The organism is Bradyrhizobium sp. AZCC 2230, from assembly GCF_036924495.1.
Taxonomy (GTDB): Bacteria; Pseudomonadota; Alphaproteobacteria; order Rhizobiales; family Xanthobacteraceae; genus Bradyrhizobium; species Bradyrhizobium rifense.
Window position 1 is genome coordinate 6333640 of sequence record NZ_JAZHRS010000001.1, and the last position, 23683, is coordinate 6357322.

General features: G+C 64.5%; 19 protein-coding genes. 8 read left to right on the forward strand and 11 right to left on the reverse strand.

Going from position 1 to position 23683, the window contains the following annotated elements; genetic code table 11:
• Positions 1-19: 19 nt before the first annotated feature.
• Complete coding sequence (locus tag V1280_RS30390; RefSeq protein WP_334532982.1) at positions 20-568, reverse strand: DUF2244 domain-containing protein; 549 nt, start codon at positions 566-568, stop codon at positions 20-22.
• 22 nt (positions 569-590) lie between these two features.
• Here V1280_RS30390 and nth point away from each other — a divergent pair, with 22 nt between their 5' ends.
• Genes nth through V1280_RS30405 form a run of 3 tightly spaced genes read left to right on the forward strand, consistent with a single transcriptional unit; the run spans position 591 to position 4202 of the window.
• Complete coding sequence (nth, locus tag V1280_RS30395) at positions 591-1394, forward strand: endonuclease III (protein WP_334532985.1); 804 nt, start codon at positions 591-593, stop codon at positions 1392-1394.
• Between the two features lie 59 nt (positions 1395-1453).
• The gene (locus V1280_RS30400) at positions 1454-2587 is read left to right on the forward strand and encodes an HlyD family secretion protein (protein WP_334532988.1); all 1134 of its coding nucleotides are present in this window, start codon (positions 1454-1456) and stop codon (positions 2585-2587) included.
• Positions 2574-4202: an MFS transporter gene (locus V1280_RS30405; protein ID WP_334532990.1), complete on the forward strand. Its 1629-nt coding sequence runs from the start codon at positions 2574-2576 to the stop codon at positions 4200-4202. Before V1280_RS30400 ends, V1280_RS30405 begins: the two co-directional genes overlap by 14 nt.
• A gap of 158 nt (positions 4203-4360) precedes the next feature.
• Here V1280_RS30405 and V1280_RS30410 read toward each other — a convergent pair whose 3' ends face one another.
• Together V1280_RS30410 and V1280_RS30415 are read right to left on the reverse strand one after the other, a co-directional pair.
• On the reverse strand, positions 4361-5101 hold the full coding sequence (locus V1280_RS30410) for a sulfate transporter family protein (protein WP_334532993.1): 741 nt from the start codon (positions 5099-5101) through the stop codon (positions 4361-4363).
• 169 nt (positions 5102-5270) lie between these two features.
• Positions 5271-6443 carry a phosphorylase family protein gene (locus tag V1280_RS30415; protein ID WP_334532995.1) on the reverse strand — a complete coding sequence of 391 codons (1173 nt, stop codon included), beginning with the start codon at positions 6441-6443 and terminating at the stop codon, positions 5271-5273.
• Between the two features lie 269 nt (positions 6444-6712).
• Here V1280_RS30415 and V1280_RS30420 point away from each other — a divergent pair, with 269 nt between their 5' ends.
• Positions 6713-8368, forward strand: coding sequence for a S53 family peptidase (locus V1280_RS30420; RefSeq protein ID WP_334532997.1), 1656 nt, complete (start codon positions 6713-6715; stop codon positions 8366-8368).
• Between the two features lie 145 nt (positions 8369-8513).
• On the opposite strand, the gene V1280_RS30425 is transcribed toward V1280_RS30420, so the two are convergent.
• Positions 8514-9929: an MFS transporter gene (locus V1280_RS30425; protein WP_334533000.1), complete on the reverse strand. Its 1416-nt coding sequence runs from the start codon at positions 9927-9929 to the stop codon at positions 8514-8516.
• Between the two features lie 180 nt (positions 9930-10109).
• A complete protein-coding gene (locus tag V1280_RS30430) occupies positions 10110-11042 on the reverse strand; it encodes a LysR family transcriptional regulator (protein WP_334533003.1) in 933 nt (310 codons plus the stop codon).
• Positions 11043-11148: 106 nt separating this feature from the next.
• Here V1280_RS30430 and V1280_RS30435 point away from each other — a divergent pair, with 106 nt between their 5' ends.
• Both V1280_RS30435 and V1280_RS30440 read left to right on the forward strand, forming a co-directional pair.
• Entirely contained in the window at positions 11149-12324 is a 1176-nt protein-coding gene (locus tag V1280_RS30435) for a CoA transferase (RefSeq protein ID WP_334533006.1), read from the forward strand.
• A complete protein-coding gene (locus tag V1280_RS30440) occupies positions 12321-13268 on the forward strand; it encodes a hydroxymethylglutaryl-CoA lyase (protein WP_334533009.1) in 948 nt (315 codons plus the stop codon). Before V1280_RS30435 ends, V1280_RS30440 begins: the two co-directional genes overlap by 4 nt.
• 158 nt (positions 13269-13426) lie before the next feature.
• On the opposite strand, the gene nikR is transcribed toward V1280_RS30440, so the two are convergent.
• Together nikR and V1280_RS30450 are read right to left on the reverse strand one after the other, a co-directional pair.
• On the reverse strand, positions 13427-13873 hold the full coding sequence (nikR, locus tag V1280_RS30445) for a nickel-responsive transcriptional regulator NikR (protein ID WP_334533012.1): 447 nt from the start codon (positions 13871-13873) through the stop codon (positions 13427-13429).
• Positions 13874-14007: 134 nt separating this feature from the next.
• Entirely contained in the window at positions 14008-16461 is a 2454-nt protein-coding gene (locus V1280_RS30450) for a heavy metal translocating P-type ATPase (protein WP_334533015.1), read from the reverse strand.
• 50 nt (positions 16462-16511) lie between these two features.
• On the opposite strand from V1280_RS30450, the gene V1280_RS30455 reads away from it, so the two are divergent.
• Positions 16512-16787, forward strand: a complete 276-nt coding sequence (locus tag V1280_RS30455) for a metal-sensitive transcriptional regulator (protein ID WP_063685637.1) — start codon at positions 16512-16514, stop codon at positions 16785-16787.
• Positions 16788-17174: 387 nt separating this feature from the next.
• Here V1280_RS30455 and V1280_RS30460 read toward each other — a convergent pair whose 3' ends face one another.
• On the reverse strand, positions 17175-18140 hold the full coding sequence (locus V1280_RS30460; protein ID WP_334533021.1) for a YiiX/YebB-like N1pC/P60 family cysteine hydrolase: 966 nt from the start codon (positions 18138-18140) through the stop codon (positions 17175-17177).
• 186 nt (positions 18141-18326) lie between these two features.
• Between V1280_RS30460 and V1280_RS30465 the strand changes: the two genes are divergently transcribed.
• Entirely contained in the window at positions 18327-19715 is a 1389-nt protein-coding gene (locus V1280_RS30465; RefSeq protein ID WP_334533024.1) for a flavin monoamine oxidase family protein, read from the forward strand.
• Between the two features lie 151 nt (positions 19716-19866).
• On the opposite strand, the gene V1280_RS30470 is transcribed toward V1280_RS30465, so the two are convergent.
• The 3 genes from V1280_RS30470 to V1280_RS30480 are packed head-to-tail and all read right to left on the reverse strand — an operon-like array spanning position 19867 to position 23544.
• Entirely contained in the window at positions 19867-20637 is a 771-nt protein-coding gene (locus V1280_RS30470) for a sulfite exporter TauE/SafE family protein (protein WP_334533026.1), read from the reverse strand.
• Positions 20638-20692: 55 nt separating this feature from the next.
• Complete coding sequence (pheT, locus tag V1280_RS30475; RefSeq protein WP_334533029.1) at positions 20693-23101, reverse strand: phenylalanine--tRNA ligase subunit beta; 2409 nt, start codon at positions 23099-23101, stop codon at positions 20693-20695.
• A complete protein-coding gene (locus tag V1280_RS30480; protein ID WP_442895255.1) occupies positions 23098-23544 on the reverse strand; it encodes an endonuclease domain-containing protein in 447 nt (148 codons plus the stop codon). Before V1280_RS30480 ends, pheT begins: the two co-directional genes overlap by 4 nt.
• Positions 23545-23683 lie beyond the last annotated feature (139 nt).

The following is a 23683-nucleotide window of genomic DNA, read 5'->3' on the forward strand; positions in this document are numbered from 1 at the left end:
CCCGATTTCCGACTGCGCGTCAGGTCACCGGGTTGTAGGTCGGGCCACGCTTGGCGGCGTTGAGTGCCTCGATCAAGCCTTTGTAAAAGCTTGCTTTTTCATCCGGCCCCAAAAAACGGGCGATCTGGATCTGGTGACCCCGCGAAATCAGATAGAGATGCTCGATGCCGAAATCCTCGTCGACTTCCATGTCGAGGCGGACCCAGAGCGGATTGAAGGACCATTCGGCGACCTGGCCGCGGTGGCTGATCCGCCGCACGCGCAGTTCTGTCGTCGTGACCGTGATCTCCTCGCGCGCCCGCGCGCTGCGGAAATTGGCCTTGAAGGCCCACCAGATCACCAGGACGTCGAGGCCGAAGAAGCCGAACACCGGCCACGCCCCCATCATCAGGAAGACGAGGCCGGTGACGAAGCTGACGACGCTCAGGAACAGCATCACGGCGAGGAAGCCGGTGCGGTTCAGCGAGCGATGCGGCGTCAGCAGCGCGGAGAAGATCTGCTGCTCGGCATGATCTTCAAGATCCTGATCTTCAAGGTCTTGGCGCTCAATTTCGTTGCCTGTGCTCATCGTCCCTCAGTATATCCCGATCATGGCGAAAATCACCCGCAAGCCGGCCCCGCGCAAAGAGACGGTGCCGAAGAAAAAGGCAAAGGCAGCCAGCGCGAAGCCCAAGCCTTCCGCTAAGAAAAAGCCTTCCGCCAAGAAATCGGCGCCCGCGAAGAAATCGCTTAAAGCGCCAAAACCCAATTCTATCAAACCCTGGACGCCGGCCGAAGTTCGCGAGGTCTTCAGCCGATTCCGTGCGGCCAATCCCGAGCCGAAAGGCGAGCTCGAGCACGTCAACCCGTTCACGCTGCTGGTTGCCGTGGTGCTGTCGGCGCAGGCGACCGATGCGGGGGTCAACAAGGCGACACGCGCATTGTTCGAAATCGCAGACACGCCGCAGAAGATGCTCGATCTCGGCGAAGAACGCCTGCGCGAGTACATCAAGACCATCGGCCTCTATCGCACCAAGGCCAGGAACGTGATCGCGCTGTCGGCCAAGGTGCTCAGCGATTTCGGCGGCGAGGTGCCGCGCACACGTGCCGAGATCGAATCGCTGCCGGGCGCGGGACGCAAGACCGCCAACGTCGTGCTCAACATGGCCTTCGGCGAACACACCATGGCGGTGGATACGCATGTTTTCCGCGTCGGCAACCGCACGGGGCTCGCGCCTGGCAAGACGCCGCTCGAGGTCGAGCTTGGTCTCGAAAAGGTGATCCCGGCCGAATTCATGCTGCATGCCCATCATTGGCTGATCCTGCACGGCCGCTATACTTGCCTCGCGCGCAAGCCACGCTGCGAGGTATGTCTGATCAATGATCTCTGCCGGTGGCCGGAGAAGACGGTGTGATGGCAGTATTCGTCGTCGTTCCGGAACGATGTGAAGCAAGTCGGTTTTGAGGTCATGTCGTGAGCCAGCAGGAACAAGCCCCGTCGCCTCAGCCGGCCGCGCCGGCGATGCAATCCAAGCCGACGCAGCCGCCGGCGAGTTCGCTCTGGAGCCGGTTCGCAATCCCGCTGTTTGCCGTCATCGTCGCGCTCGCCTTCGTCGCGCTGGCGACGCTGCGGTTCGACGAGTGGGTCGGCAATGCCGTGGTCCAGACCACCAATGACGCCTATGTGCGCGCCGAGCTGACGCGGCTGGCGAGCCGCGTCTCCGGCGAGGTGCTGACCGTCGCGGTGACCGACTTCCAGCGCGTCAAAGCCGGCGATCTCCTGATCCAGATCGATCCCGCCGATTACGAGGCCCAGGTCGCGCAGTCCGAGGCCGCCGTTGCCGCCGCGCAAGCCGTGCTCGACAATCTCGCCAACCAGATCGAGCTGCAATACGCGACCATCGCGCAGGCCGAGGCCGCGCGCCTGTCGGCGGAAGCTCTTGAGGTCGAGGCCAAGCAGGAACAGGAGCGCCAGCAATCGCTGACGCAAACCGAAGCCGGCACGCGGCAGCGGCTCGAGCAGGCGGTCGCGGGTCTTGCCAAGGCGCAGGCCGACGTGCGCGCCAGCCGCGCCGTGATCGCAGCCCAGCAGCATCAGCTCGAGGTGCTGCAAGGCACCAAGAAGCAGCGCGCCGCCGATCTCGATGCCACCAAGGCGACGCTGGCGAGCGTCAAGCTCAAGCTCGGCTACACCAAAGTCACGGCGCCATTCGATGGCGTCGTCGGCGAGCGCCAGGTGCAGCCCGGCGATTACGTCAACATTGGGACCAGCCTCATCAACGTCGTGCCGCTGCCGAAGGTCTATGTGATCGCGAACTACAAGGAGACCCAGCTCACGCACGTGGTGCCAGGCCAGCCGGTCGAGATCACCGTCGACAGTTTCCCCCGCGAAAGACTGCGCGGCAGGGTCGAGCGCATCGCACCGGCGACCGGCGCACAGGTCGCGCTGCTGCCGCCTGATAATGCGACCGGCAATTTCACCAAGGTCGTGCAGCGCATTCCCGTCCGCATTCAGTTCGACGACAACCAGCCGCTGTTAGATCGCCTCGTGCCCGGCATGTCGGTCGTCACCAACATCAACACTGCGGGCATGAATGGCGGAAAATGACGACGCCAGCCGCGGACCGGTCTCGCGCGGCGGCGTCGCGCCACAGCCGCTGTTCGCCGTGGCGGCGGTGCTGCTCGGCTCGTTCCTCGCCAATTTCGACAGCCGCCTGACCACTGTCGGCCTGCCCGATTTGCGCGGCGCATTCTCGCTCAGCTTCGACGAGGGTGCCTGGCTCTCTACCGCCGGCATCGGCTCGCAGATCTTCATCGCGCCGGCGGTGGCGTGGCTTGCGACAGTGTTCGGCCTGCGGCGCGTGCTTGGTATCCCCAGCCTCGTCTATGCCGCGGTCTCGCTGGTGCTTCCGTTCCTGCGCGATTATCCGACGCTGATCGCCCTCAGCGTCGTGCACGGGTTGTTGCTCGGTACCTTCGTGCCGGCGACCCTGATGATCGTGTTCCGCAATTTGCCGATGCGCTGGTGGCTGCCGGCGATCGCGCTCTATTCGATCCGCGTCGGCTTCGCGCTCGATACATCGAGCTCGCTGGTCGGCTTCTATGTCGATCATCTCGGCTGGCAATGGCTGTATTGGCAGAGCGTCGTGATCGCGCCCTTGATGGGCCTGATGGTCTATTTGGGCACGCCGAACGACCCAGTCAACCGCGCGTTGCTGCGCGAGGCCGATTGGGGCGGTATGCTGCTGCTCGGCGCATCGGTCGGGATGATCTATGCGGGCCTCGACCAGGGCAATCGGCTGGACTGGCTCGGCTCCGGCACGGTGATGGCGCTGCTGGTCGGCGGTGGTGTCTTGTTCGTGGCCTTCATCATCAACGAGGTTCTGGCCCGCCAGCCCTGGGCGCATGTGAACGTCCTGTTCTCCCGCAATGTCGGGCTGTCGCTGGTCGTGATCCTGCTCTACACGCTGACGTCGCTCTCCAACTCGACGCTGGTGCCGAACTTCCTCGGTAACGTCGTCCTGCTCAGGCCGGAGCAGAGCGGCCTGTTATTGCTCACCTATGGCGCGATGCCGATGTTCGTGCTGGTGCCGATCTCGATCTGGCTGCTCCGGCATTTCGATGCGCGCGTGGTGACGGTGCTGGGATTTGCCTGCTTTGCCGCCGCCAATCTCTGGGGCACCCAGCTCACCCATGACTGGGCGCGCGAGGATTTTATCGGCATCGTGCTGCTGCAGTCGGTCGGTCAAGCGACGACGCTGTTGCCGATCATCATCCTGGCGGTGTCGAACTCCGACCCCAGCCGGGCCACCGCCTTTGCCGCCTATATCCAGATCATGCGGCTCGGTGGCGCCGAGATCGGGGTGGCGCTGATGGGGACGTGGCTGCGCGTCCGCGAGCAGGTCCATTCCTTCTATCTCGGCCAGAACCTGGAGGTTGGCGACGTCAACGTGGTGCGCGCGCTCAAGCAGCTTGCAGATCACTTCGCGGCCCATGGCGCGGGCTCCGCGCAGGCGCGCGCCGTGGGCACGCTCGCAAGCTTCGTGCAGCGCGAGGCCAATGTGCTCGCCTATATCGACGGCTTCTGGCTGTGCTTCTGGCTGGCGATATCAGCGCTCGGCTTCATCGCACTGATCACCCGCGCACCGCCGGGCCCGTTCACACCGTCGCCGTTCGGCTTCGCCAAGATGCTGCTGAGAAAATGCGGCGTGAAGGTCGCGTAGAGCGCGGTGCCCGCTCCGGCGGAGTAACCTCTCCCGCTTGCGGGAGAGGTCGGCACGTAGTGCCGGGTGAGGGCTCTTTCCCCTAGGGGAGGGATTGTCCCATTGCGGAGACACCCTCACCCCAACCCTCTCCCGCAAGCGGGAGAGGGAGCAAAGCGTCACCGCATCTGCCGGGCCGGCTCGATCAGCTCGGGCCGCGGTCCGGACAGCCGCTTATGCATGTGGACCATGAAGGCCATGCCGAAGATCGGCGTCGCCAAATTGACGATCGGGATCGAGACGAAGGCCGCGATGAAGAGGCCCGCGGTGAAGATGGTCGCGGCATTGTCGCGCCGCATCGCCTTGGCGTCCTCCGGCGAGCGGAAGCGCATCGCGGCGAGCTCGAAATATTCGCGACCCAACAGCCATGCAGCGGCGAGGAAGAAGATCAGGAAGCCGGCGCCGGCCAGGAACACGAACGGCAGCGCGATCAGATAGACCAGGATCGTCAGCAGCGCGGTCTTGATGCCCTCGGAGATGGCCTGGTTGAACGGCAGCGCCGTGCCCGGCCGCTCGGCGGGATAATATTCACGTTCGACGATGTCGGCGACGTCATCGACGAAGAAGCTCGCCACCAGCGAGGTGATCGCCGGCATCAGGAACACGCTGCCGAACACGACGCCGAAACCGGCCGCAATCGAGATGATCCAGGACAGCACCTCCAGCGACGAGTGCCAGCTCGGCCCGAGCAGGCCCTCCAGCCAGACCTCGCCATAGGTGGCGAACCAGCTCAGCAGCCGCTGCAACCCGATCGCGAGCACGACGATCAGCACCAGCGCAAGCCCGATCGACCGCCACAGGATCGAACGCATCGGCGGCGATATCATTTGCGACAACGCCTTGACGGCGGCATCCAACATGGGAACCTCTCACGAAATCACCCGCGAGAGGTAGACACCCCGGGCCGCTTCGGCAAGGGAGGCGGACCCTTGGGCCGATGCGGCTTTATGTATGGGGCATGATCTCCGCGCAAACGCGTTCCGCGTTTGTCGCGAGGGAAAACCGCGTCACACTTTTCCGGATCATGGCCTATGGTTCCGCCACAATGCTCGCCCAGCACGTGATGGCGCTGCAGACCGTGCTCCAGCGGCCAAATCCCTTGTAGATCTGGGCGGCGACCTGTTCCTGTTGCTTCAGCGTGCCTTCAGCCTTGATCTGCGGATCGGAGACGTTGCGGATCGCGAGCCAGCGCGGCGCCTTGGCGCCCATCTCCTGGGCGACGAGACCCAGGATGGCGTCGCCCATCTCCGAGACGTCGCCGAGCCCTTGCAGACCGAAGTGATTGTCCGAGGTGTCGAAGCCGAAGAAATCGGTGGTCACGACGGAGGATGAAAGGCCGCTCAGCGCGACGACGAATATCTTCGGCGCGCGGGTGTTCGTCTTCGGCAATTGCCCGGCATTGGCCTTGAACAGCGTCTTGGCCGTCGCGTATTTCGTCGTCTTGGCCGATTTGCTGGAGAAATGCTCCTGCGCAAACGGTTGCTTCTTGAACTTCGAGAGGCAGTCGAAGCGCACGATCGGGCTGACCACGACGTCGCCGACCTCGACCTGCTTGCCGATGCCGCCGGCCGTGCCGGTGGTGATCACGAGGGTGGGCTGCACCTCGGTGATGATCTGTCGCCAGACGTCGATGTTCGGCAATTGCGGGCCGTCCTGCGACATGTGCGAGTCGGATTTGAACACCACGACCTTCTTCTTGCCGATCGTCGTGGTCCAGAAGGCGCCGAGCCGTTTCAGCTCCTTGGCCGGGCAGCCGTTGCGCATCTTCTTCGAAATGGTCGCGTAATTATGCGTGTAGGGCAAATAGTCGTTGTGCGAGTCCTTGCCCGGCGTCAGCACGCGGCTGAGCGCGTGGCCCTCGTCGACGGTCCAGGTCACGACCAGCACGTCGGCGCGCGGCAAGGGGCCCTTGCCGTTGCCCGCCGGCTTCGGCCCGGTCTGCGGCGCAAGGCCCTTGGGCCAGGGAATATCGGTGAAGCGCGACAGCCCGGTCGCGGTCGAGAAGGCCATGAACGCGCGGCCTTCGGTCGATTCGGAATCGAAATCGATGATCTCGCGCTGAAAGTCTTCCGGCGCGACCTTCGCGGTCTTCTTCACGGCGGCATCCGCGATGCGCTTGACCACGAAGGTCTCGCGCGGAGGCGGTGTGGTGATCGGATCAAACCCGAGATTTTTCTCAACCCATTTGCGGTCAGCAGGCATCACGCGGTCTCCGCCAATTGTTTTTGACAAGCGTCTTTCATTGGTCGGCCGGGGCAGTCAACGGTTGCAATCTGAGGTCGAAAAAGTAGGCGCGAATGGTCCGCACTATTGACCGATTTCGTGCCGATTTGAAGCAGCAGAGAATTGACTCTGTAAAACAAGACTAGTTTTGAAAAAAATCGCTCAATCATCTGAACCAATTCGCCGCTGAGATTACACCTATAGTTGAGGTGCGACAATCCGCCTTCCAATCACAAACGGAGGAAGTCATGGCAAGCTCGACCAAGCGTGTTGCGCTCGTGAACAGCGCCCGGAAATTGCCGAAGGGCGCCAAGCTCGTCGGCGCGGCCGATCCCAAGCAGGAAATCGAGATCAGCGTTCGCCTGCGTGCCAAGCGCGCCGACGATGAACAGGTGATGGCGCTCGGCGCGCAACCGCCGCGCGAGCGGGAGTATCTTTCCCGCGCCGAGTTCGCCGAGCAGATGGGCGCCGATCCCGCCGACGTCGCCAAGATCGACGATTTCGCCCATCACCACGAGCTCAACGTCAAGAGCGTGCACCTGGCCTCCCGCACGGTGAAGCTGACCGGTACGGTGAAGGCGATGAGCGCCGCCTTCGGCGTCAAGCTCAACAAGGTCAAGCACGACGGCGCGACCTATCGCATGCGCAAGGGCAATGTGCAGATCCCGGCCGAGCTCGAAGGCATCGTGGTCGGCGTGCACGGCCTGGACAACCGGCCGGTGGCGCAGCCGCATTTCCGGCGCAAGACTGCCAGTAAGACCGCGAAAAAGGGCGCGACCGCGCGTGCGGGGCAGGGCGGCAGCTTCTCGGTCGAGCAGATCGCGCAGCTCTACAACTTCCCGGGCGGCGAGACCGGCGCGGGCCAGTGCATCGCCATCATCGAGCTCAACGACATTGACCAGAAGGGTCACCCCACGGGCGCCGGCTACAAGACCTCGGATCTGAAAACCTTCTTCAAGAAGGCGGGCATTCCGATGCCGCAGATCGTGCCCGCAAGCGTCGACGGCGGCGCCAACAAGCCCGGCCATTCCGAGGCCGACGGCGAGGTCGTGCTCGACATCGAGGTGGCCGGCGCGATCGCGCCCGGCGCCAGGATCGTGGTCTATTTCGCGCCGAATACCACCAACGGCTTCATCGATGCGGTGAAAGCCGCAGTCCACGACACCGCGCGAAGACCCTCGGTGATCTCGATCAGCTGGGGCGGACCGGAAGATCCGGCCGGCTCACAGCAATTCGTCGACGGCCTCAACGAGGCGATCCGCGATGCCGCCGCGATGGGCGTCACCGTCTGTGTCGCATCCGGCGATAACGGCTCCGCCGACATGGCGCAGGGGTGGGACGGCAAGCCGCACGCCGATTTCCCGGCCTCGAGCCCGTTTGCGCTGGCCTGCGGCGGGACCAATTTGCGGGCCTCGAACGGCACGATCACCGAAACGGTCTGGAACGGTGGCCCGCAGGACGGCGCGGGTGGCGGCGGCGTCAGCATCGTATTCCCCAGGCCGCAATACCAGGCCCATGCGCATGTGCCGAAATCGCCGTCGCATTCGGTCGGGCGCGGCGTGCCCGACGTTTCCGGCGATGCGGATCCTGCGACCGGCTACCAGATCTTCCTCAATGGCGTCATGACGACGATCGGCGGCACCAGTGCGGTGGCGCCGCTGATGGCCGGACTGATCGCCCGCATCAACGAGGCCACGACCAAGAAATTCGGCAAGACGGTCGGCTTCATCAACCCGCTGATCTACGCCTCGCATGCGCAAGGTGTGTTCCGCGACATCACGGTCGGCAATAACGACATCACCGGCGATCTCCACGGCATGTACAAGGCCGGTCCCGGCTGGGACGCCTGCTCAGGTCTTGGCGTCCCCAACGGAGCGGCGTTGCAGAATCTGCTCGCAGCGTGAGCGTGTAGACGCTCTCTCCTCTCCCTCTCCCCGTCGTTGCGGGGAGAGGCTCTCTCTTCCGTCATTGCGAGCGTAGCGAAGCAATCCAGACTGTCTCCGCGGAAAGATTCTGGATTGCTTCGCTGCGCTCGCAATGACGACGGGGCTACATCGTATCCAGCGCCTTGCCGCGCACGTTGGGGCCGAACAGCGCCATCGCGATCACCACGATCAGCATGGCCACGGTGATCAGGCCGAACACGCCGGTGACGCCGGCCTCCTTCAGCATGTAGGCGACGATGAATCCGGAGAACGTCGCGGAGAGCCGGCTCATCGAATAGACGAGGCCGGACGCCTGTGCGCGGATCTGGGTCGGAAACATCTCTGTCTGGTAGGCGTGATAGGCGTAGGACATCGTCGTGTTGCAGGCCGTCAGCAGCACGCCGCAGACGATCAGCAGTCCGGGCTCGGTCAATTGCGCGAACGCCATGCCGAAGGCGATGATGGCGATGCAGGCGCCGGCGATGATCCAGCGGCGCTCGAATTTGTCGGCGAAGCTTGCGGCCAGCAGCGGCGCGATCGGATAGGCGAAGGCGACGATGAAGGAATATTGCAGGCTCTTGGTGACATTGACGCCCTTCTCGACCAGCAGCGTCGGCACCCAATTGGCGAAGCCATAGAAGCCGAAGGCCTGGCAGAGGTTGAACACCATGAAGAGAACCACGAGCGGCAGATAAGGCGGCCGGAACAGATCGGCGAAGTTGATGCGGGCGGCTGTTTGCGCCGCTGGTCGCGCGAGCGAAGATGAAGGGCTTGGCGCGGCCGCTCCGCCTCGGGCTTCCAGCGTCGCAAGGATGCGAAAGGCCTCCTCGGTGCGACGATGACGTGCCAGCCAGAGCGGGCTCTCGGGCAGGAACAGCCTGAGCACCCAGATGATCATGCTGGCGGCGGCGCCGATCAGCACCACCCAGCGCCAGCCCTCGACGCCATAAGGCGCGAGCGGCACCAGCCACCAGGCGAGAAAGGCGACCACGGGCACGGCGATGAACATGATCGACTGGTTCACCGCAAAGGCGCGTCCGCGCATCCGGCTCGGCACCAGCTCGGTGATGTAGGCATCGATGGTGATGACCTCGACGCCAATGCCGATCCCGGCGAGGAAGCGCCAGAGCAACAGACCTTCCGAGGAGGTTTGGCAGGCCATGATCACGGATGCCGCGGTATAGCCCAGCAGCGCATAGGTGAAGATCGCGCGCCGACCAAAACGGTCGGCGAGGAAGCCGAGGAAGAAGGTGCCGACGAACAGGCCGGCAAAGGTCGCCGCGACAAAGGCGCCGATGCCGGAGAAGCCGAAAAAAGCCGTTGTCGTCGTGGAGAGCAATCCGCTGCGGCTTAGCCCCGGCGCGATGTAGCCGGTCAGGAACAGATCGTAGATCTCGAAACAGCCGCCGAGCGAGAGCAGGATGACGAGCCTCCAGACATAGCCCGTCGCCGGCATCGCCTCGAGCCGTCGCGAGATCTCGTCCGGTCCGGATGGTGCAGCGCCGAGCTCAAAGCCTGTGTCGATGCCGACAACGCTCATGATGTCCTCCCCGTGGCGCGCGGATCGCGCGCGTTTCCCGGCGGCTCATCTCTGTGGTTTTCGCAAGCTCTGCCGGACCGCGCCATGTTGGCGGGTCAAGGGCGGAAATCCAGACGAACATATCGATGGGAACGTTCGAGATTTTCGAACTCGGGTTTTTTCGCCCCGTAAGAGCGGGCTTTACCCCATCAGCTCCGCCTGCCAGGCCCCTTCGCGCACCTGCTCGGCGATCAGCGACAGCATCAGCCGGCGCATCTCTTCCATCGCGTAAGTCATCGGGCGATTGCGCAGGCGGCAGAGATAGAGCGTGCGGGTAAGCTTCGGGGCGATCACTTCGCGCGCGACGAGGCGGCCGGCGGCGAGTTCCTCGCGTGCGAACAGCTTTGTCGCGATGGTGCAGCCGAGCCCCTCCACCAGTGCGCCGGTCATGCCCGTGATCGAGTTGGCGTGCAGGATCGCGCTGCCCTCCAGCCGCTTGAGCAGCACGGGATCGTCGAGCAGCGCGCGCGAGGACAGGCCGAGGCCGTAACGCAGCAGGATCAGCGGCAGCCGGCTCAGTTCCTCGAAGCGGATCGGGGTTTTGCTCTTGCCGACCAGTTTTGGAATGCCGACGAGGAACATCTCCTCTTCGAGCACGGCTTCCGTGATCAGCTCCTTCTCCGACGGCGGATTGTAGACCAGCGCGAGATCGACATTGGAGATCATCAGATGCATCAGCGTCGCGCCCGACAGGCTCTCGGTCAGCGACAGCTTGAGCTTGGGATATTTGGTCAGCACCGTACGCATCAGCTCGACGCCGATCGCCTTGACGCCGGAATTGGCCATGCCGATCGAGATCTCGCCGGCAATGACGCGGGCGCCCTCGCGCACCTCGGTCTCGGCTTCCGCCATCGCGCGCAGGATGATGCGGGCGTGCTCGTAGAGTCGCTCGCCGGCCGCGGTCGGGTCCATGCCGCGCGACTTGCGCTCGAACAGCGGCGTTGCGAACTCAGCTTCCAGATTCGAGATATGATGGCTGAGCGCGGATTGGGCGACATTCACCTGGTCGGCCGCGCGCGACAGGTTCCGCTGCTCGTAGACGGCGATGAAATAGCGGAGCTGGCGTGAATCCATGGGCGATCAAGCGTTCTAAAACTGCGAAGGCAATCTTCGACAGATTATATTTTTAAGAAGGCTTGTGAAGGCCTAGTCTTGCAAGCGAACGGACAGGGAGTGAGGTATGGCTGAGACCGGATTGCCGCTTGAAGGCGTGCGGGTCGTCGAGATGACCCACATGGTCATGGGCCCGACCTGCGGCATGATCCTCGCCCAACTCGGCGCGGAGGTGATCAAGGTCGAGCCGCCCGCCGGCGACAAGACGCGGAGTCTCGGCGGCATGGGCACTGCGTTTTTCCCGCTGTTCAACCGCGGCAAGCGCAGTGTGGTGCTGGACTTCGAAAAGGCCGAGGATCGCGAGACCATGCATCGCCTGCTGGAAACGGCCGACGTGTTCCTCGAAAATTTTCGCGACGGCCAGCTCGAGAAGCAGGGCTTAGGTGCCGAGGAACTGCGCCGCCGCCATCCGCATCTGATCATCGCGGGCCACAAGGGGTTTCTGTCCGGCCCCTATGAGCACCGTCCCGCGCTCGACGAGGTGGTGCAGATGATGTCTGGCCTTGCCGCCATGACCGGCACGAAAGAGAAGCCGCAGCGCGTCGGCTCCTCCGCCAACGACATCATGGGCGGCATGTTCGGGGTGATCGCGATTCTCGCCGCACTCTATCAGAAGCGCGGCGGCGAGCGCGACGGCGCCGACATTCGCATCGGCCTGTTCGAGAACTGCCTGTTCCTGGTCGCCCAGCACATGGTCGAATACGAGATGACCGGCAACAAGCCGCGCTCGATGCCGGAGCGCGAGCATGCCTGGCCGATCTACGATATTTTCGATGCCGCCGGCGACGGCCGCATTTTCATCGGCGTCGTGACCGAGGGCCACTGGCAGGCGTTCTGCCGGGAGTTCGGCCTGACCGAGTTTCTCGACGATCCCACCTTGCGCACCACGACCGATCGCATCCTGGCGCGGCCGCGGATCCTTCCGCGCGTGGCCGAGATCATCCGGCAGCGGGACGTGGCGGAGCTGTCGCAAAGGCTCGACGCGCTCAACATCTGCTTCTCGCCGATCAACCGGCCCGAGGACCTCCTCAGCGACCCGCATGTGCTGCGGCCGGGTGGCCTCGTCACCAACATCACCGCCGACGGCAAGCCGTTCCACGTGCCGACGCTGCCGCTCGAATGGAACGGCAGTCATTTTGGCGAAGGCCTGAAGGTCGCGCCGCTGGGCGCCGACACATCCGCCGTTCGCGCCGAGATCGACAACAACGACGTTACGTCAAAAGCCGCTGGGAGGCGCGCATGAGCCGGATCGAGACCATCTACCCCGCTGACCGCGTCAGCCTGCGCGAGGTCGGCTTGCGCGACGGGCTGCAGCTCGTGAAGAAGATTCCATCAACCGAGGCCAAGCAACGCTGGGTGCGCGAGGAATACGCCGCTGGCGTCCGGCATTTCGAGGTCGGCTCATTCCTGCCGGCAAAGACCTTCCCGCAATTCGTCGATGTCGGCGATGTCATCGCGACGGTGGCGAGCCTGCCCGGTGCCCACGGCGTCGCGCTTGCGCTCAATGAGCGCGGGGTCAATGAAGCTCTGGAATCCGGCGTCGGCGAGATCGCCTCGGTGGTCTCGGCCACCGAAGAGCATAGCCAGGCCAACGCGCATCGTTCGCGCGAGTCCGCAATCGCCAATGTGAAGCGTCTCTGCGAGATGCGCGACGCCAGCGCGCACAAGCCGCTGGTGAATGCCGCGATCTCGATGGCACTGGGCTGCTCGATCACCGGTGCGGTCGATCCCAAGGAGGTGCTGCGGCTGGTCGACAAATGCCTCGAGGCCGGCGTCGATTTCGTCGCGATCGCCGACACTGTCGGCTATGCCGGACCGAAGCAGGTGGGTGAATTATCGCGCGCCGCGGTCAAGCTCGCCGGCGCAAAGCCGATCTGCATCCATCTCCACGACACCCGCGGCATGGGCATCGCCAATGCGTCCGCTGCGTTGGATGAAGGCGCGCGTATCCTCGACGGCTCGCTCGGCGGCCTCGGCGGCTGCCCCTTTGCGCCCGGCGCGACCGGCAATGTCGTGTTCGAAGACCTCGTGTTCCTCTGCGAGAGCAAGGGTTTTGTCACGGGGATCGATCTTGACCGGCTGATCGCGGTCCGCAAGATCCTGCGCGAGGAAATGCCGAACGAGCAGCTCTACGGCGGCCTCGCGCGGGCAGGGTTGCCGGGTGGGAGTGCGGGGAAGGCAGCGTGAAGTTTCTCTCTCGGCGACCACAGTATCGTAGGGTGGGCAAAGCGAAGATGCCCACGACTTAATCGTGGGCACGGCGCAAGTGCGCCTTTGCCCACCCTACGATTCCCGACTCGCGGAGAGATACCCTCATCCGTCTCGCCGTCCGCGTCGCTCAAAGCCTACTCATGCCGATGCCCGTGCTTCCGCGCCTTGGCAGGCTTGCCTTCTCCCATCGGGATCATCACCACACGCCCATAACGGACGCCACGCTCTGCGATGATGTGATCCGCAAAATGCTTAACCTCGGCAGCATCGCCCTTCAGCGCCGTCATCTCCATGCAATTGTTGTCGTCGAGATGGACGTGCAGCGTCGCGAGCGCGAGGTCGTGATGGCCGTGGAATTCCTGCACCAGCCGCTTTGAGAGATCGCGCGCGGCGTGGTCGTAGACATAGACGAGGCCGGCGACGCAGGGGCCGCTCTGGGCCGTGTCCTCGCTCGATTGCTGCAGCCCGGCGCGCGCGAGGTCGCGGATGATCTCCGAGCGGTTCTGGTAGCCGCGTGCCTCGGCCGCGGCATCGATCTCCGCCAGCAAATCGTCCTCGATCGTGATCGTTATTCGCTGCATCAGGTCCTCTCTGTGCGCCTCGCCTGTGTCCGTTGAACCGTAGCCCGGATGGAGCGAAGCGCAATCCGGGGCAGTGCCGGATCCGTTAGCAGACCCCGGGATTTCGCTCCGCTCCATCCGGGCTACGAAGACCCTTATAACCGCGTCGCGCGCAGCCGCAGCGCATTGCCGACCACGCTCACCGAGGACAGCGCCATCGCGGCGGCTGCGATGATCGGCGACAGCAGCACGCCGAAGGCGGGATAGAGGATGCCGGCGGCAATCGGAATCCCGGCGGCGTTGTAGATGAAGGCGAAGAACAGGTTTTGCCGGATGTTGCTCATCGTCGCCTGCGACAGTTTTCGCGCACGCACGATGCCGGTGAGGTCGCCCTTGAGCAGGGTGATGCCCGCGCTTTCCATCGCAACATCCGTGCCGGTGCCCATGGCGATGCCGACATCGGCCGCCGCCAGCGCCGGTGCGTCGTTGACACCGTCGCCGGCCATCGCGACGCTGCGGCCGGCTTTTTGCAGCTTTGTCACCACCGCGCTCTTCTGGTCCGGCAGCACCTCGGCCTCGACATCGGCGATGCCGAGCCTGCGCGCGACGGCTTCGGCCGTGGTGCGGTTGTCGCCCGTCAGCATGATCACCTTGATGCCTTCGGCGGCGAGTGCCTTCAGCGCCTCCGGGGTTGAAGCCTTGACCGGATCGGCGATGGCGAACAGTCCGGCGAGCCTGCCGTCGATCGCCATGTTGATCACGGTGGCGCCGTCGCCCCGCAGGCGCTCAGCCTCCGCGTCAAGTGCGTTGGTGTCGATTCCGATCGATGTCAGGTACTTTGCGTTGCCGAGGACGACGGTCTTGCCATCGACCTTGCCGGTCGCGCCCTTGCCCGTCGGTGAATCGAACTGTTCGACCTGGCTCAACGCAAGCTGCTTCTCATTGGCTGCACGTACAACCGCGTCAGCCAACGGATGCTCGCTGGCGCGCTCGACGCTGGCTGCAAGCCGAAGAATATCATCCTCGGCAAAGCCGGACGCGGGCAGGATCGCGACCACTTTCGGCGTGCCTTCGGTCAGCGTGCCGGTCTTGTCGACCATCAGCGTGTCGATTTTCTCCATCCGCTCCAGCGCCTCGGCGTTCTTGATCAGAACGCCGGCTTGCGCGCCGCGGCCGACGCCGACCATGATGGACATCGGGGTCGCCAGGCCCAACGCGCAGGGGCAGGCGATGATCAACACGCTGACGGCGGCGACGAGGCCGAAGGCGAGCCTCGGCTCCGGCCCGAACCAGGTCCAGGCGGCGAAGGCGATGATAGCGACAGCGATGACGGTCGGCACGAACCAGCCCGCGACCCGGTCGGCCAGCCGCTGGATCGGCGCGCGCGAGCGCTGCGCATCCGCGACCATCTGCACGATCTGCGACAGCAGCGTCTCGCGCCCGACCTTGTCGGCGCGCATGATGAAGCTGCCGGACTGGTTGAGCGTGCCGGCGATGACTTTTGCGCCGACCTCCTTGGTGACCGGCATGGATTCGCCGGTGACGAGCGATTCATCGAGCGAGGACCGGCCTTCGAGAATGACGCCGTCGACCGGCACTTTTTCGCCGGGACGTACGCGCAAGGAATCGCCGGCGTGCAGCGAGTCGATTTCGACCTCATGCTCGCCGCCGTCCGCATCGACGCGTCGTGCGGTCTTCGGCGCGAGCTGCAACAGCGCCTTGATCGCGCCCGACGTGGCATCGCGGGCGCGCAGCTCCAGAACCTGGCCGAGCAAAACCAGGACGGTGATGACCGCGGCGGCTTCGAAATAGACGGCGACCGCGCCTTCATGGCCGCGGAAGGTGGCGGGGAAGATCTGCGGCGCGACGGTGCCGATCAGGCTGTAGACATAGGCAACGCCGGTGCCCATCGCGATCAGCGTGAACATGTTGAGGTTGCGCGTCAGCAGCGACTGCCAGCCGCGGACGAAGAACGGCCAGCCGGCCCAGACCACCACAGGCGTCGCAAAGACGAGCTGGATCCAGTTCGAGAGCGTCGGCTCGATCCAGTTGTGCGGACCCGCAAGGTGTCCGCCCATCTCCAGCACCACAGGCGGCAGGGCCAGCGCGCCGCCAATCCAGAACCGCCGCGTCATGTCGGCGAGCTCCGGATTTGGCCCGGTCTCCAGGCTCGCGACCTCCGGCTCCAGCGCCATGCCGCAGATCGGGCAGCTGCCGGGTCCGACCTGGCGGATCTCCGGATGCATCGGGCAGGTGTAGATCGCGCCCGCCGGCATTTCCGGCTCGGGCGCCTTCTCCTTTGCAAGATATTTTTCGGGATCGGCCGCGAATTTGGTGCGGCAGCCGGCCGAGCAGAAATGGAAGGTCTCGCCGTGATGATCAAAGCGGTGCTTTGAGGTCGCAGGATCGACCGTCATGCCGCAAACGGGATCGAGCACCTTTGTCACGGCTGCGCTGTGGTCATGGGCGTGGTGATGCGCACGGCCGGCATGGCCGCCGCAGCAGGACGAGGCCTCGGGCTTGGGAGCGGGCGCCGCGATCTTCGCGGGGCAGCCGCATCCGGAATGCGTGTCCCCGTCGTGATGATGCTTGTGGTCCGCGTTGTTCATTCCTGCACTCCGGCCTTGTAACCTATACCCGGTAGGGGTATATAGACGCCATGCGCAAGGACATCAAGGCATCCGTCGGAAAACGCCTCGGCCGGATCGAGGGCCAGGTTCGCGGCCTCTCGAAAATGGTCGAGGAGGACCGCTACTGCATCGACATCGTCACGCAGATCTCGGCGGTGCGCGCCGCGCTGCGCCGGGTCGAGGAAGAGGTCTTGAAGGACCACGTCGCCCATTGCGTCGAGCACGCGATCTCGAGCGGGGATAAGGCGGATCAGCGCGAGAAGATCGCGGAGTTGATGGCGGTGATCGGGCGGGCGGAGCGGTAGGGCTCGCTGTCGTCGTCATCGCTTCGTCGCTTCGCTTCTCGCAATGACGACTGTTGGGCGAGATCGCACCTCACCCTCAGGTGTCGTCCCTGCGAAAGCACTAGTGGATGCACATATCTTCCAGAGTCTTATCAACGACTTGGCTCATCAACGCAGCAAAATGGCGAATTCTTGCGAAGCTGCCTTCGCGAATTTTCGTCATTGAGTAGCGACCAAGTCATTGATTACGAGTCGATTTTTCGGCTCGAAAAGATATGTGCATCCACTAGCGCGAAAGCAGGGACCCATAACCCCAGAGTGAGGTTTGGCGAAGACTGGGTACTTCTATCGCCGACACGCGATAGATTCCGCGGTATGGGTCCCTGCGTTCGCAGGGACGACAGCGGATTAAGCCGCCATCTCCTGCCTCGGCCCCCGCGCGCGATACGTCGCGAGCTCTTTCAGCATCACAAAGTGCTCGGAGAAGGCGACACCCATCTCCGCAGGCTGTGCGCTCACTTGCTCAGCCTCAGCCGGCGCTTCTTCGTCAGCCGCTTCAGGAACGAGCGGCGGCGCACGGAGCGTTTCTGGAAACACACCGAATGAGCCCGCTACCTCCTCGAGCGGCTTTTGCTTGTCGGCCCAGTGCAAGGCTGTGTAGTCGAAGCCGTGCACGATGGTGGGTTTGACCACTTCGAAATAGGGCGAGATGTCGAAGTCGCGGGGCATGTAGAGCGAGGAATCGCGGATGTGCAGGATCTCGCGGCGGGCGGCGCGGCTGCCGGCCTTGGTGATCTTCGGCAGGATCGGATAGCGCACCGCGTCGAACGCCTGCGCGATCAGCGCCGAGCAGATGATCTTGGTCGGATCGCCCGACCCGATCGCGATCATGCGCCGCCGCCAGCGCTGCGGGATCGGCAGCGGAAACAGGAAGCGCATCAGATCGATGATGTTCTTGGTGTCGTAACCGAAGCCGATGCGGTTGATCGCATAGCGGCACACCGTGGTGCGGTCCTCGTAGGACAGCCCGACCGGACGGCAGACACGGGTGTGGTAGGGGAAATATTTCGACAGCGGCGCGGAGGTGACACCCTCGCCGATATTCGCCTCGATCAGCACATGCGGCTCGCCGTTGGGTTCAACGGCGCCCTCGACGGGGCCGACATAGAGCGCGGCGTGCGACCAGGTCGACTGCGTCAGATATTTGATGATGCCGGAGATGCGGTTGTTGCCCTCGACCAGCAGCACGTCGCCGGGCTCGATGACGCCGCGCAGGTGCTCCGGGTCGCTCGGCGTGAACGGCTCGTAGCCCGGCACCTCCTTCGAGAGGTACGCGGCTATCAACTTGCCGACTGAATCCAGAACCGTCCCCATGAACTCCCCCGGGCCTTTCTGGCCATCTTTTTTCAATCTGTACCATGGTCCAAACCTGTTGCAATTCAGTTCATGGCTCTGTGACTTCAAGTACGATTGATTCACCATGATGGTTGCTGCGCAACATCAGATACGGCAAGGTTCGCTGGCTGTTCCCGTTCGCCGCAAGTCCCCGGAAACCATGACATGACAATCACGCGCCGCAGCTTCCTATCGGCGTCGGCAGCCTTGGCCGCAGCGCCGGTCCTGCGCGCGACCGCTGCGCCCTTGTCGCGCGAAGCTGACATTGTCGTGATCGGCGCGGGTGCGGCCGGAATCGCTGCAGCGCGGCGCATCATGGCGGCCAATCGCAAGGTCGTCGTGGTGGAGGCGGCGTCGCAAATCGGCGGGCGCTGCATAACCGACAGCACCACCTTCGATGTGCCGTTCGATCGTGGCGCGCGCTGGATGCACAATCCCGACACCAACCCGATGATCCGGCTGGCGCGCAGTGCCGGGCTCGATGTCTCCCCGGCACCGTCGGGCCAGAAGATGCGCATCGGCCGCCGCAATGCGCGCGCGGGCGAGACCGAGGAGTTTTTGGCGGCGCTGGTGCGCGCCAACCGCTCCATCGATGAGGCCTCGCGCGGCAAGCTCGATACGTCCTGCGCATCGGTCCTGCCAAAAGATCTCGGCGATTGGGCGGGCGCCGCCGAGTTCGTGCTCGGCGCAAGCTTTGCCGGCAAGGACCTGAAAGAGCTGTCGGCGATCGACAAGGCGCGTGCGCAGGATCGCAACGCCCCGATCGCCTGCCGGCAGGGTCTGGGCACGCTGATCGCCAAGCTCGGCGAGCAGGCGCCGGTTGCGCTTGCGACACCGGCAAGCCGGATCGTCTGGAGCAATCGTGACGTCAGCGTGGAGACGCAAGGAGGCAAGATCGCCGCGCGCGCGGCCATCCTCACGGTCTCGACCAACGTGCTCACGAGCGGCGCGATCAAGTTCGCGCCTGATATCCCGAAGCGCACGCTCGATGCGGCGTCAAAGCTCACGCTCGGCAGCTACGATCATATCGTGCTGCAGTTGCCGGGAAATCCGCTCGGGCTCTCGCGTGACGATATCCTGATCGAGCAGAGCAACTCGACGCGCACCGCGCTGATGTTCGCCAATATCGGCGGCTCCTCGCTGTGTTCGATCGACGTCGGCGGTTCATTCGGCCGCGATCTCTCCGAGCAGGGCGAGAAGGCGATGGCGGCCTTCGCGAAGGAGTGGATCACAAAGCTGTTCGGCAGCGAAGTGGCCGCCAACATACAGAAGACCGCCGTGACGCGCTGGAACGCCTCGCCCTATGTCATGGGCGCGATGTCGGCGGCCTCGCCCGGCGGCCAGTTCTCGCGAAAAGTTTTGACCGAGCCGATCGGCAACATGTTCCTCGCCGGCGAGGCCACGCACGAGACGCTCTGGGGCACCGTCGACGGCGCCTGGGACAGCGGCGAGCGCGCCGCGGACGCCGCCCTCCGCAAGATCGGCGCGCTGAAGGACGGGCCCGCCGAGGTGCCCACGCAATCGACGAGAAAGCGTCGCGCGCCGCGGCAGTAGGGTCCGCTGTCGTCCTGGACAAGCGCAGCGCAGATCCAGGACCCATTACCCCAGGGAGCGGTTTGGCGAAGATTCGTGGTGACCGGCTCGCGCCAAAATAGCTGACCGGGGTAATGGGTCCTGGCTTTCGCCAGGACGACAGCAGTGAAAGCTACCGCAATACCCCGTCCAGCACCGGCAACCCGGTGATCACCGCGATCGCGATCAGCCCGTAGCAAATCCTGCGGAAGATCGTTTCGCTGGCGCGGCCGAACAACGATGCGCCGAAGGCGACGCCGATCGCGTAGACCGGGCCGACGATCAGCGACAGCACGAGCGACTCGCGGCTGATCAGTCCCGTGGTGGCATAGCTGATCATCGAGAAGAGATCCGAGGCGCCGAAGAACAGCACGATGTTGGCGCGCGCGACGATCGGGGCAATGGGGCGGCCGAGCCAGTAGCCGACGATCGGCGGCCCGCCGGTCTGCGCCAGTCCGCTGCAGAAGCCGGAGAGCCCGCCGATTCCGACCGAGAGCCAGGCGTGGTCCTTGCCGCGATAGCGCCAGCCTGACAGCAACAGCAGAAGCAGCGCGGCGACGAAGCAGGAGATGATCCAGCGCGTGGTGACGGGCTCGAGCACGCTGAGGAAATAGGTGCCGACGGGCACGCCGACCAGCGCACCGAGCACGATCACGGCGGTCGCCTTGCGGTCGGCCTTTCGCCACGCGTCGGGCAGCAGCGGCGCGGCAGCAACAAAATCGATGACGAGGAGTAATGCCGCGACCAGCCGCGGCGCTGCCACACTGCTCGCCAAGGGCATGAAGATCAGCGCGGAGCCGAAGCCGGAGAAGCCGCGCGCGGTGCCCGAAACGAAAGCGATGGCGCAGAGCGCCATCGCGATGGTGAGACTGACGTCCTTGGGAAGGAAGTCGGCGAGGGTCATGCTCTATGACTCTTGAGCATGACGTTGTCCGAAAACCGCTTCACACTTTTCGGCGTCATGCTCTCAACGTGCCGCCGGTCTTCTTCGTGACCTCCGCCACGATCTTCGCGGCAACCGCCTCGATCTCCTGGTCGGTCAGCGTCTTCTCGCGCGGCTGGATCGTCACCGCGATGCCGATCGACTTCTTGCCTTCGTCGATGCCCTTGCCTTCATAGACGTCGAACACGTTGACACCGGTGATCAGCTTCTTGTCGACCCCTTGCGCGGCGCGCACGATGTCGCCGGCCTTGACGGTGCGGTCGACGATGAAGGCGAAGTCGCGCGACACCGGCTGGAATGCCGAGAGCTCGATCAGCGGCTTGGCGCGGGTCGGCTTCCTCTTGGCCTCGGGAATGCGGTCGAGGATCACCTCGAACACGACAAGCGGGCCGTCGGCGCCGAGGGCTTCCAGCGCGCGCGGATGCATCTCGCCGAAAGTGCCGAGCACGTTCTGCGGGCCAATCTGGATCGTGCCGGAGCGGCCCGGATGCAGCCAGGCGGGGCCGCCGGCGACAATCTGCAGCGCCTGCATCGGCGCACCGGCGGCTGCCAGCACCGCGAGCGCGTCGGCCTTGGCGTCGAACACATCGGCCTGCGCCGAGCCCGACCAGTGCCGTCCCAATCCGTCCGACGACGCAAGGCCGCGGCGCACGCCGCTCGCGGCCATGAACTGATCCTGCGGGCGATCGCCCCTAAACACCTGACCGACCTCGAACAGCACGACGTCGCCAAAACCGCGATCGGCATTGGCCTGTGCGGCTGCGACCAGGCCCGGCAGCAGGCTCGGCCGCATGTCGGAAAGATCGGCGGCGATCGGGTTGGCGACCTCGAGCTCGCGCTGGCCGCCTCCGAACAGTTGTGCCGCAGGCTTGGTGATGAACGACCACGTCACGGCTTCGGTCATGCCGCGGCTCGCGAGCGCGCGCCGCGCACGGCGGGTGCGAAGCTGCAGCGGCGTTAGCACGGATTTGCGCGCGTCCTCGCCGCGCCCGAACGGCGTCATCGGCACCTTGTCGACGCCGTAGATGCGGACGACCTCCTCGACGATGTCGGCCTTGCCATGCACATCGGAGCGCCATGACGGCACTGCGACCTTCACGACCGGACCCGGGCCCGCCATCATGAAGCCGAGATGGGACAGGATGCGCTTCATCTCGACCTGCGGCACCTCGATGCCGGAGAGACGCTTGACCTCGGTGAGCGGGAAATCGATCACGCGATCGTCGCCGAAGGTCTTGCCGACCACGACGTTCTCCGACGGCGTGCCGCCGCACAGCTCCAGCACCATCTTGGTGGCGAGCTCCAGCCCCGGTACCATGAAGGCCGGGTCGACGCCGCGCTCGAAGCGGTAGCGCGCATCGGAATTGATGCCGAGCTTGCGGCCGGTCTGGGCGACGTTGATCTCGTTCCACAGCGCCGATTCGATCAGCACGTCGTTGGTGTTCTCATCGCAGCCCGAGGCCTCGCCGCCCATGATGCCGGCGAGCGATTCGACGCCGTGCTGGTCCGAGATCACGCAGATCGAAGGATCGAGATTGTAGGCGCGGCCGTCGAGCGCGAGCAGCGCTTCGCCGTTGCGGGCGCGGCGGACCACGAGGTTGCCCACCACCTTCTTGGCGTCGAACACGTGCAGCGGACGCGCGCGGTCGTAGGTCATGAAGTTGGTGATGTCGACCAGTGCATTGATCGGACGCAGGCCGATCGCGGTCAGCCGCTTCTGCAGCCATTCCGGCGACGGACCATTCTTCACGCCGCGCACGAGGCGCAACGCAAAGCCCGGGCACAGCGCGGCGTCCTCGACCGTGACCTTCACCGGACAGGGGAATTCACCCTTGATCGGCTTGATCGAGGGATCCTTGAACTTGCCCATGTCGGCGGCGGCGAGATCGCGCGCGATGCCGTGCACGCCGGTGCAGTCCTGCCGGTTCGGCGTCAGGTTGATCTCGATCACGGGATCGCCGAGGGCTGCCCATTCGGCGTAGCCGGCGCCGATCGGCGCATCCGCCGGCAATTCCATGATGCCGTCATGGTCGTTGGAGATCTGTAATTCGGCCGCCGAGCACAGCATGCCGCGGCTCTCGACGCCGCGGATGGTGCCGATACCGAGCGTGATGTCCTTGCCGGGAATATAGGTACCGGGCGGCGAGAACACGCTGACGAGCCCGGCGCGCGCATTCGGCGCACCGCACACGACCTGCACCGGCGCGCCACCGTCGCCGGTGTCGACCATGCAGACGCGTAAGCGATCCGCATTGGGATGCTGCTCGGCCGAAATCACCTTCGCAATGGTGAAAGGCTTCAGCGCCTTCGCCTTGTCCTCGATGTTCTCGACCTCGAGCCCGATCATGGTGAGCTTGTCGGCAAGCTTTTCCAGGGACTCGTCAGTGTCGAGATGATCCTTCAGCCAGGAGAGGGTGAATTTCATGGCTGCTTTTTCTCCACGGAGACGGTCTGCCCCCTCTCCCGCTTGCGCGGGAGGGCTGGGGTGGGGGCTCTCTCCGCGATGGTAGTCGCGATTGTTTCGAGAACGCCCGCACGATTGGTCATGACATCAAGATTGCTGAAGCGGAGCACCTTGAAGCCCTTCGCTTCGATTGCGGCAGAGCGACGCGCGTCGGCGCGCTCGCCATCGTCCGAGAAGTGTTGGCCGCCATCGAGTTCGATGACGAGCTTTGCCGCGTGGCAGATGAAATCGGCGACGTAGCGCTCGATCGGCACTTGGCGGCGGAAGCTCGCGCCATTCAGCCGGTTGCCGCGCGGCTCCGACCAGAGGATACGCTCGGCATCAGTCGAATTGCGTCTAAGCGCGCGCGCGTTGGCTCGCAGCTTCGCCGGTACTTTCCAGCTCGGATGTTCAGGATCGACCATTGGTAACCCCATTGTGGAGACACCCTCACCCCAACCCTCCCCCGCAAGCGGGGGAGGGAGTCCGACCTGTCGGGCGGACTGAGCACAAGTATCCATGAGACAAACGCCGCGCGCTCGCTCTATCCATTCCCTCCCCCGC

Coding starts and splice junctions, on each gene's coding strand:
- V1280_RS30390 (WP_334532982.1), bottom strand. CDS start 568: ATGAGCACAGGCAACGAAATTGAGCGCCAAGACCTTGAAGATCAGGAT.
- nth (WP_334532985.1), top strand. CDS start 591: ATGGCGAAAATCACCCGCAAGCCGGCCCCGCGCAAAGAGACGGTGCCG.
- V1280_RS30405 (WP_334532990.1), top strand. CDS start 2,574: ATGGCGGAAAATGACGACGCCAGCCGCGGACCGGTCTCGCGCGGCGGC.
- V1280_RS30410 (WP_334532993.1), bottom strand. CDS start 5,101: ATGTTGGATGCCGCCGTCAAGGCGTTGTCGCAAATGATATCGCCGCCG.
- V1280_RS30415 (WP_334532995.1), bottom strand. CDS start 6,443: ATGCCTGCTGACCGCAAATGGGTTGAGAAAAATCTCGGGTTTGATCCG.
- V1280_RS30420 (WP_334532997.1), top strand. CDS start 6,713: ATGGCAAGCTCGACCAAGCGTGTTGCGCTCGTGAACAGCGCCCGGAAA.
- V1280_RS30425 (WP_334533000.1), bottom strand. CDS start 9,929: ATGAGCGTTGTCGGCATCGACACAGGCTTTGAGCTCGGCGCTGCACCA.
- V1280_RS30430 (WP_334533003.1), bottom strand. CDS start 11,042: ATGGATTCACGCCAGCTCCGCTATTTCATCGCCGTCTACGAGCAGCGG.
- V1280_RS30435 (WP_334533006.1), top strand. CDS start 11,149: ATGGCTGAGACCGGATTGCCGCTTGAAGGCGTGCGGGTCGTCGAGATG.
- V1280_RS30440 (WP_334533009.1), top strand. CDS start 12,321: ATGAGCCGGATCGAGACCATCTACCCCGCTGACCGCGTCAGCCTGCGC.
- nikR (WP_334533012.1), bottom strand. CDS start 13,873: ATGCAGCGAATAACGATCACGATCGAGGACGATTTGCTGGCGGAGATC.
- V1280_RS30450 (WP_334533015.1), bottom strand. CDS start 16,461: ATGAACAACGCGGACCACAAGCATCATCACGACGGGGACACGCATTCC.
- V1280_RS30455 (WP_063685637.1), top strand. CDS start 16,512: ATGCGCAAGGACATCAAGGCATCCGTCGGAAAACGCCTCGGCCGGATC.
- V1280_RS30460 (WP_334533021.1), bottom strand. CDS start 18,140: ATGGGGACGGTTCTGGATTCAGTCGGCAAGTTGATAGCCGCGTACCTC.
- V1280_RS30465 (WP_334533024.1), top strand. CDS start 18,327: ATGACAATCACGCGCCGCAGCTTCCTATCGGCGTCGGCAGCCTTGGCC.
- V1280_RS30470 (WP_334533026.1), bottom strand. CDS start 20,637: ATGACCCTCGCCGACTTCCTTCCCAAGGACGTCAGTCTCACCATCGCG.
- pheT (WP_334533029.1), bottom strand. CDS start 23,101: ATGAAATTCACCCTCTCCTGGCTGAAGGATCATCTCGACACTGACGAG.
- V1280_RS30480 (WP_442895255.1), bottom strand. CDS start 23,544: ATGGTCGATCCTGAACATCCGAGCTGGAAAGTACCGGCGAAGCTGCGA.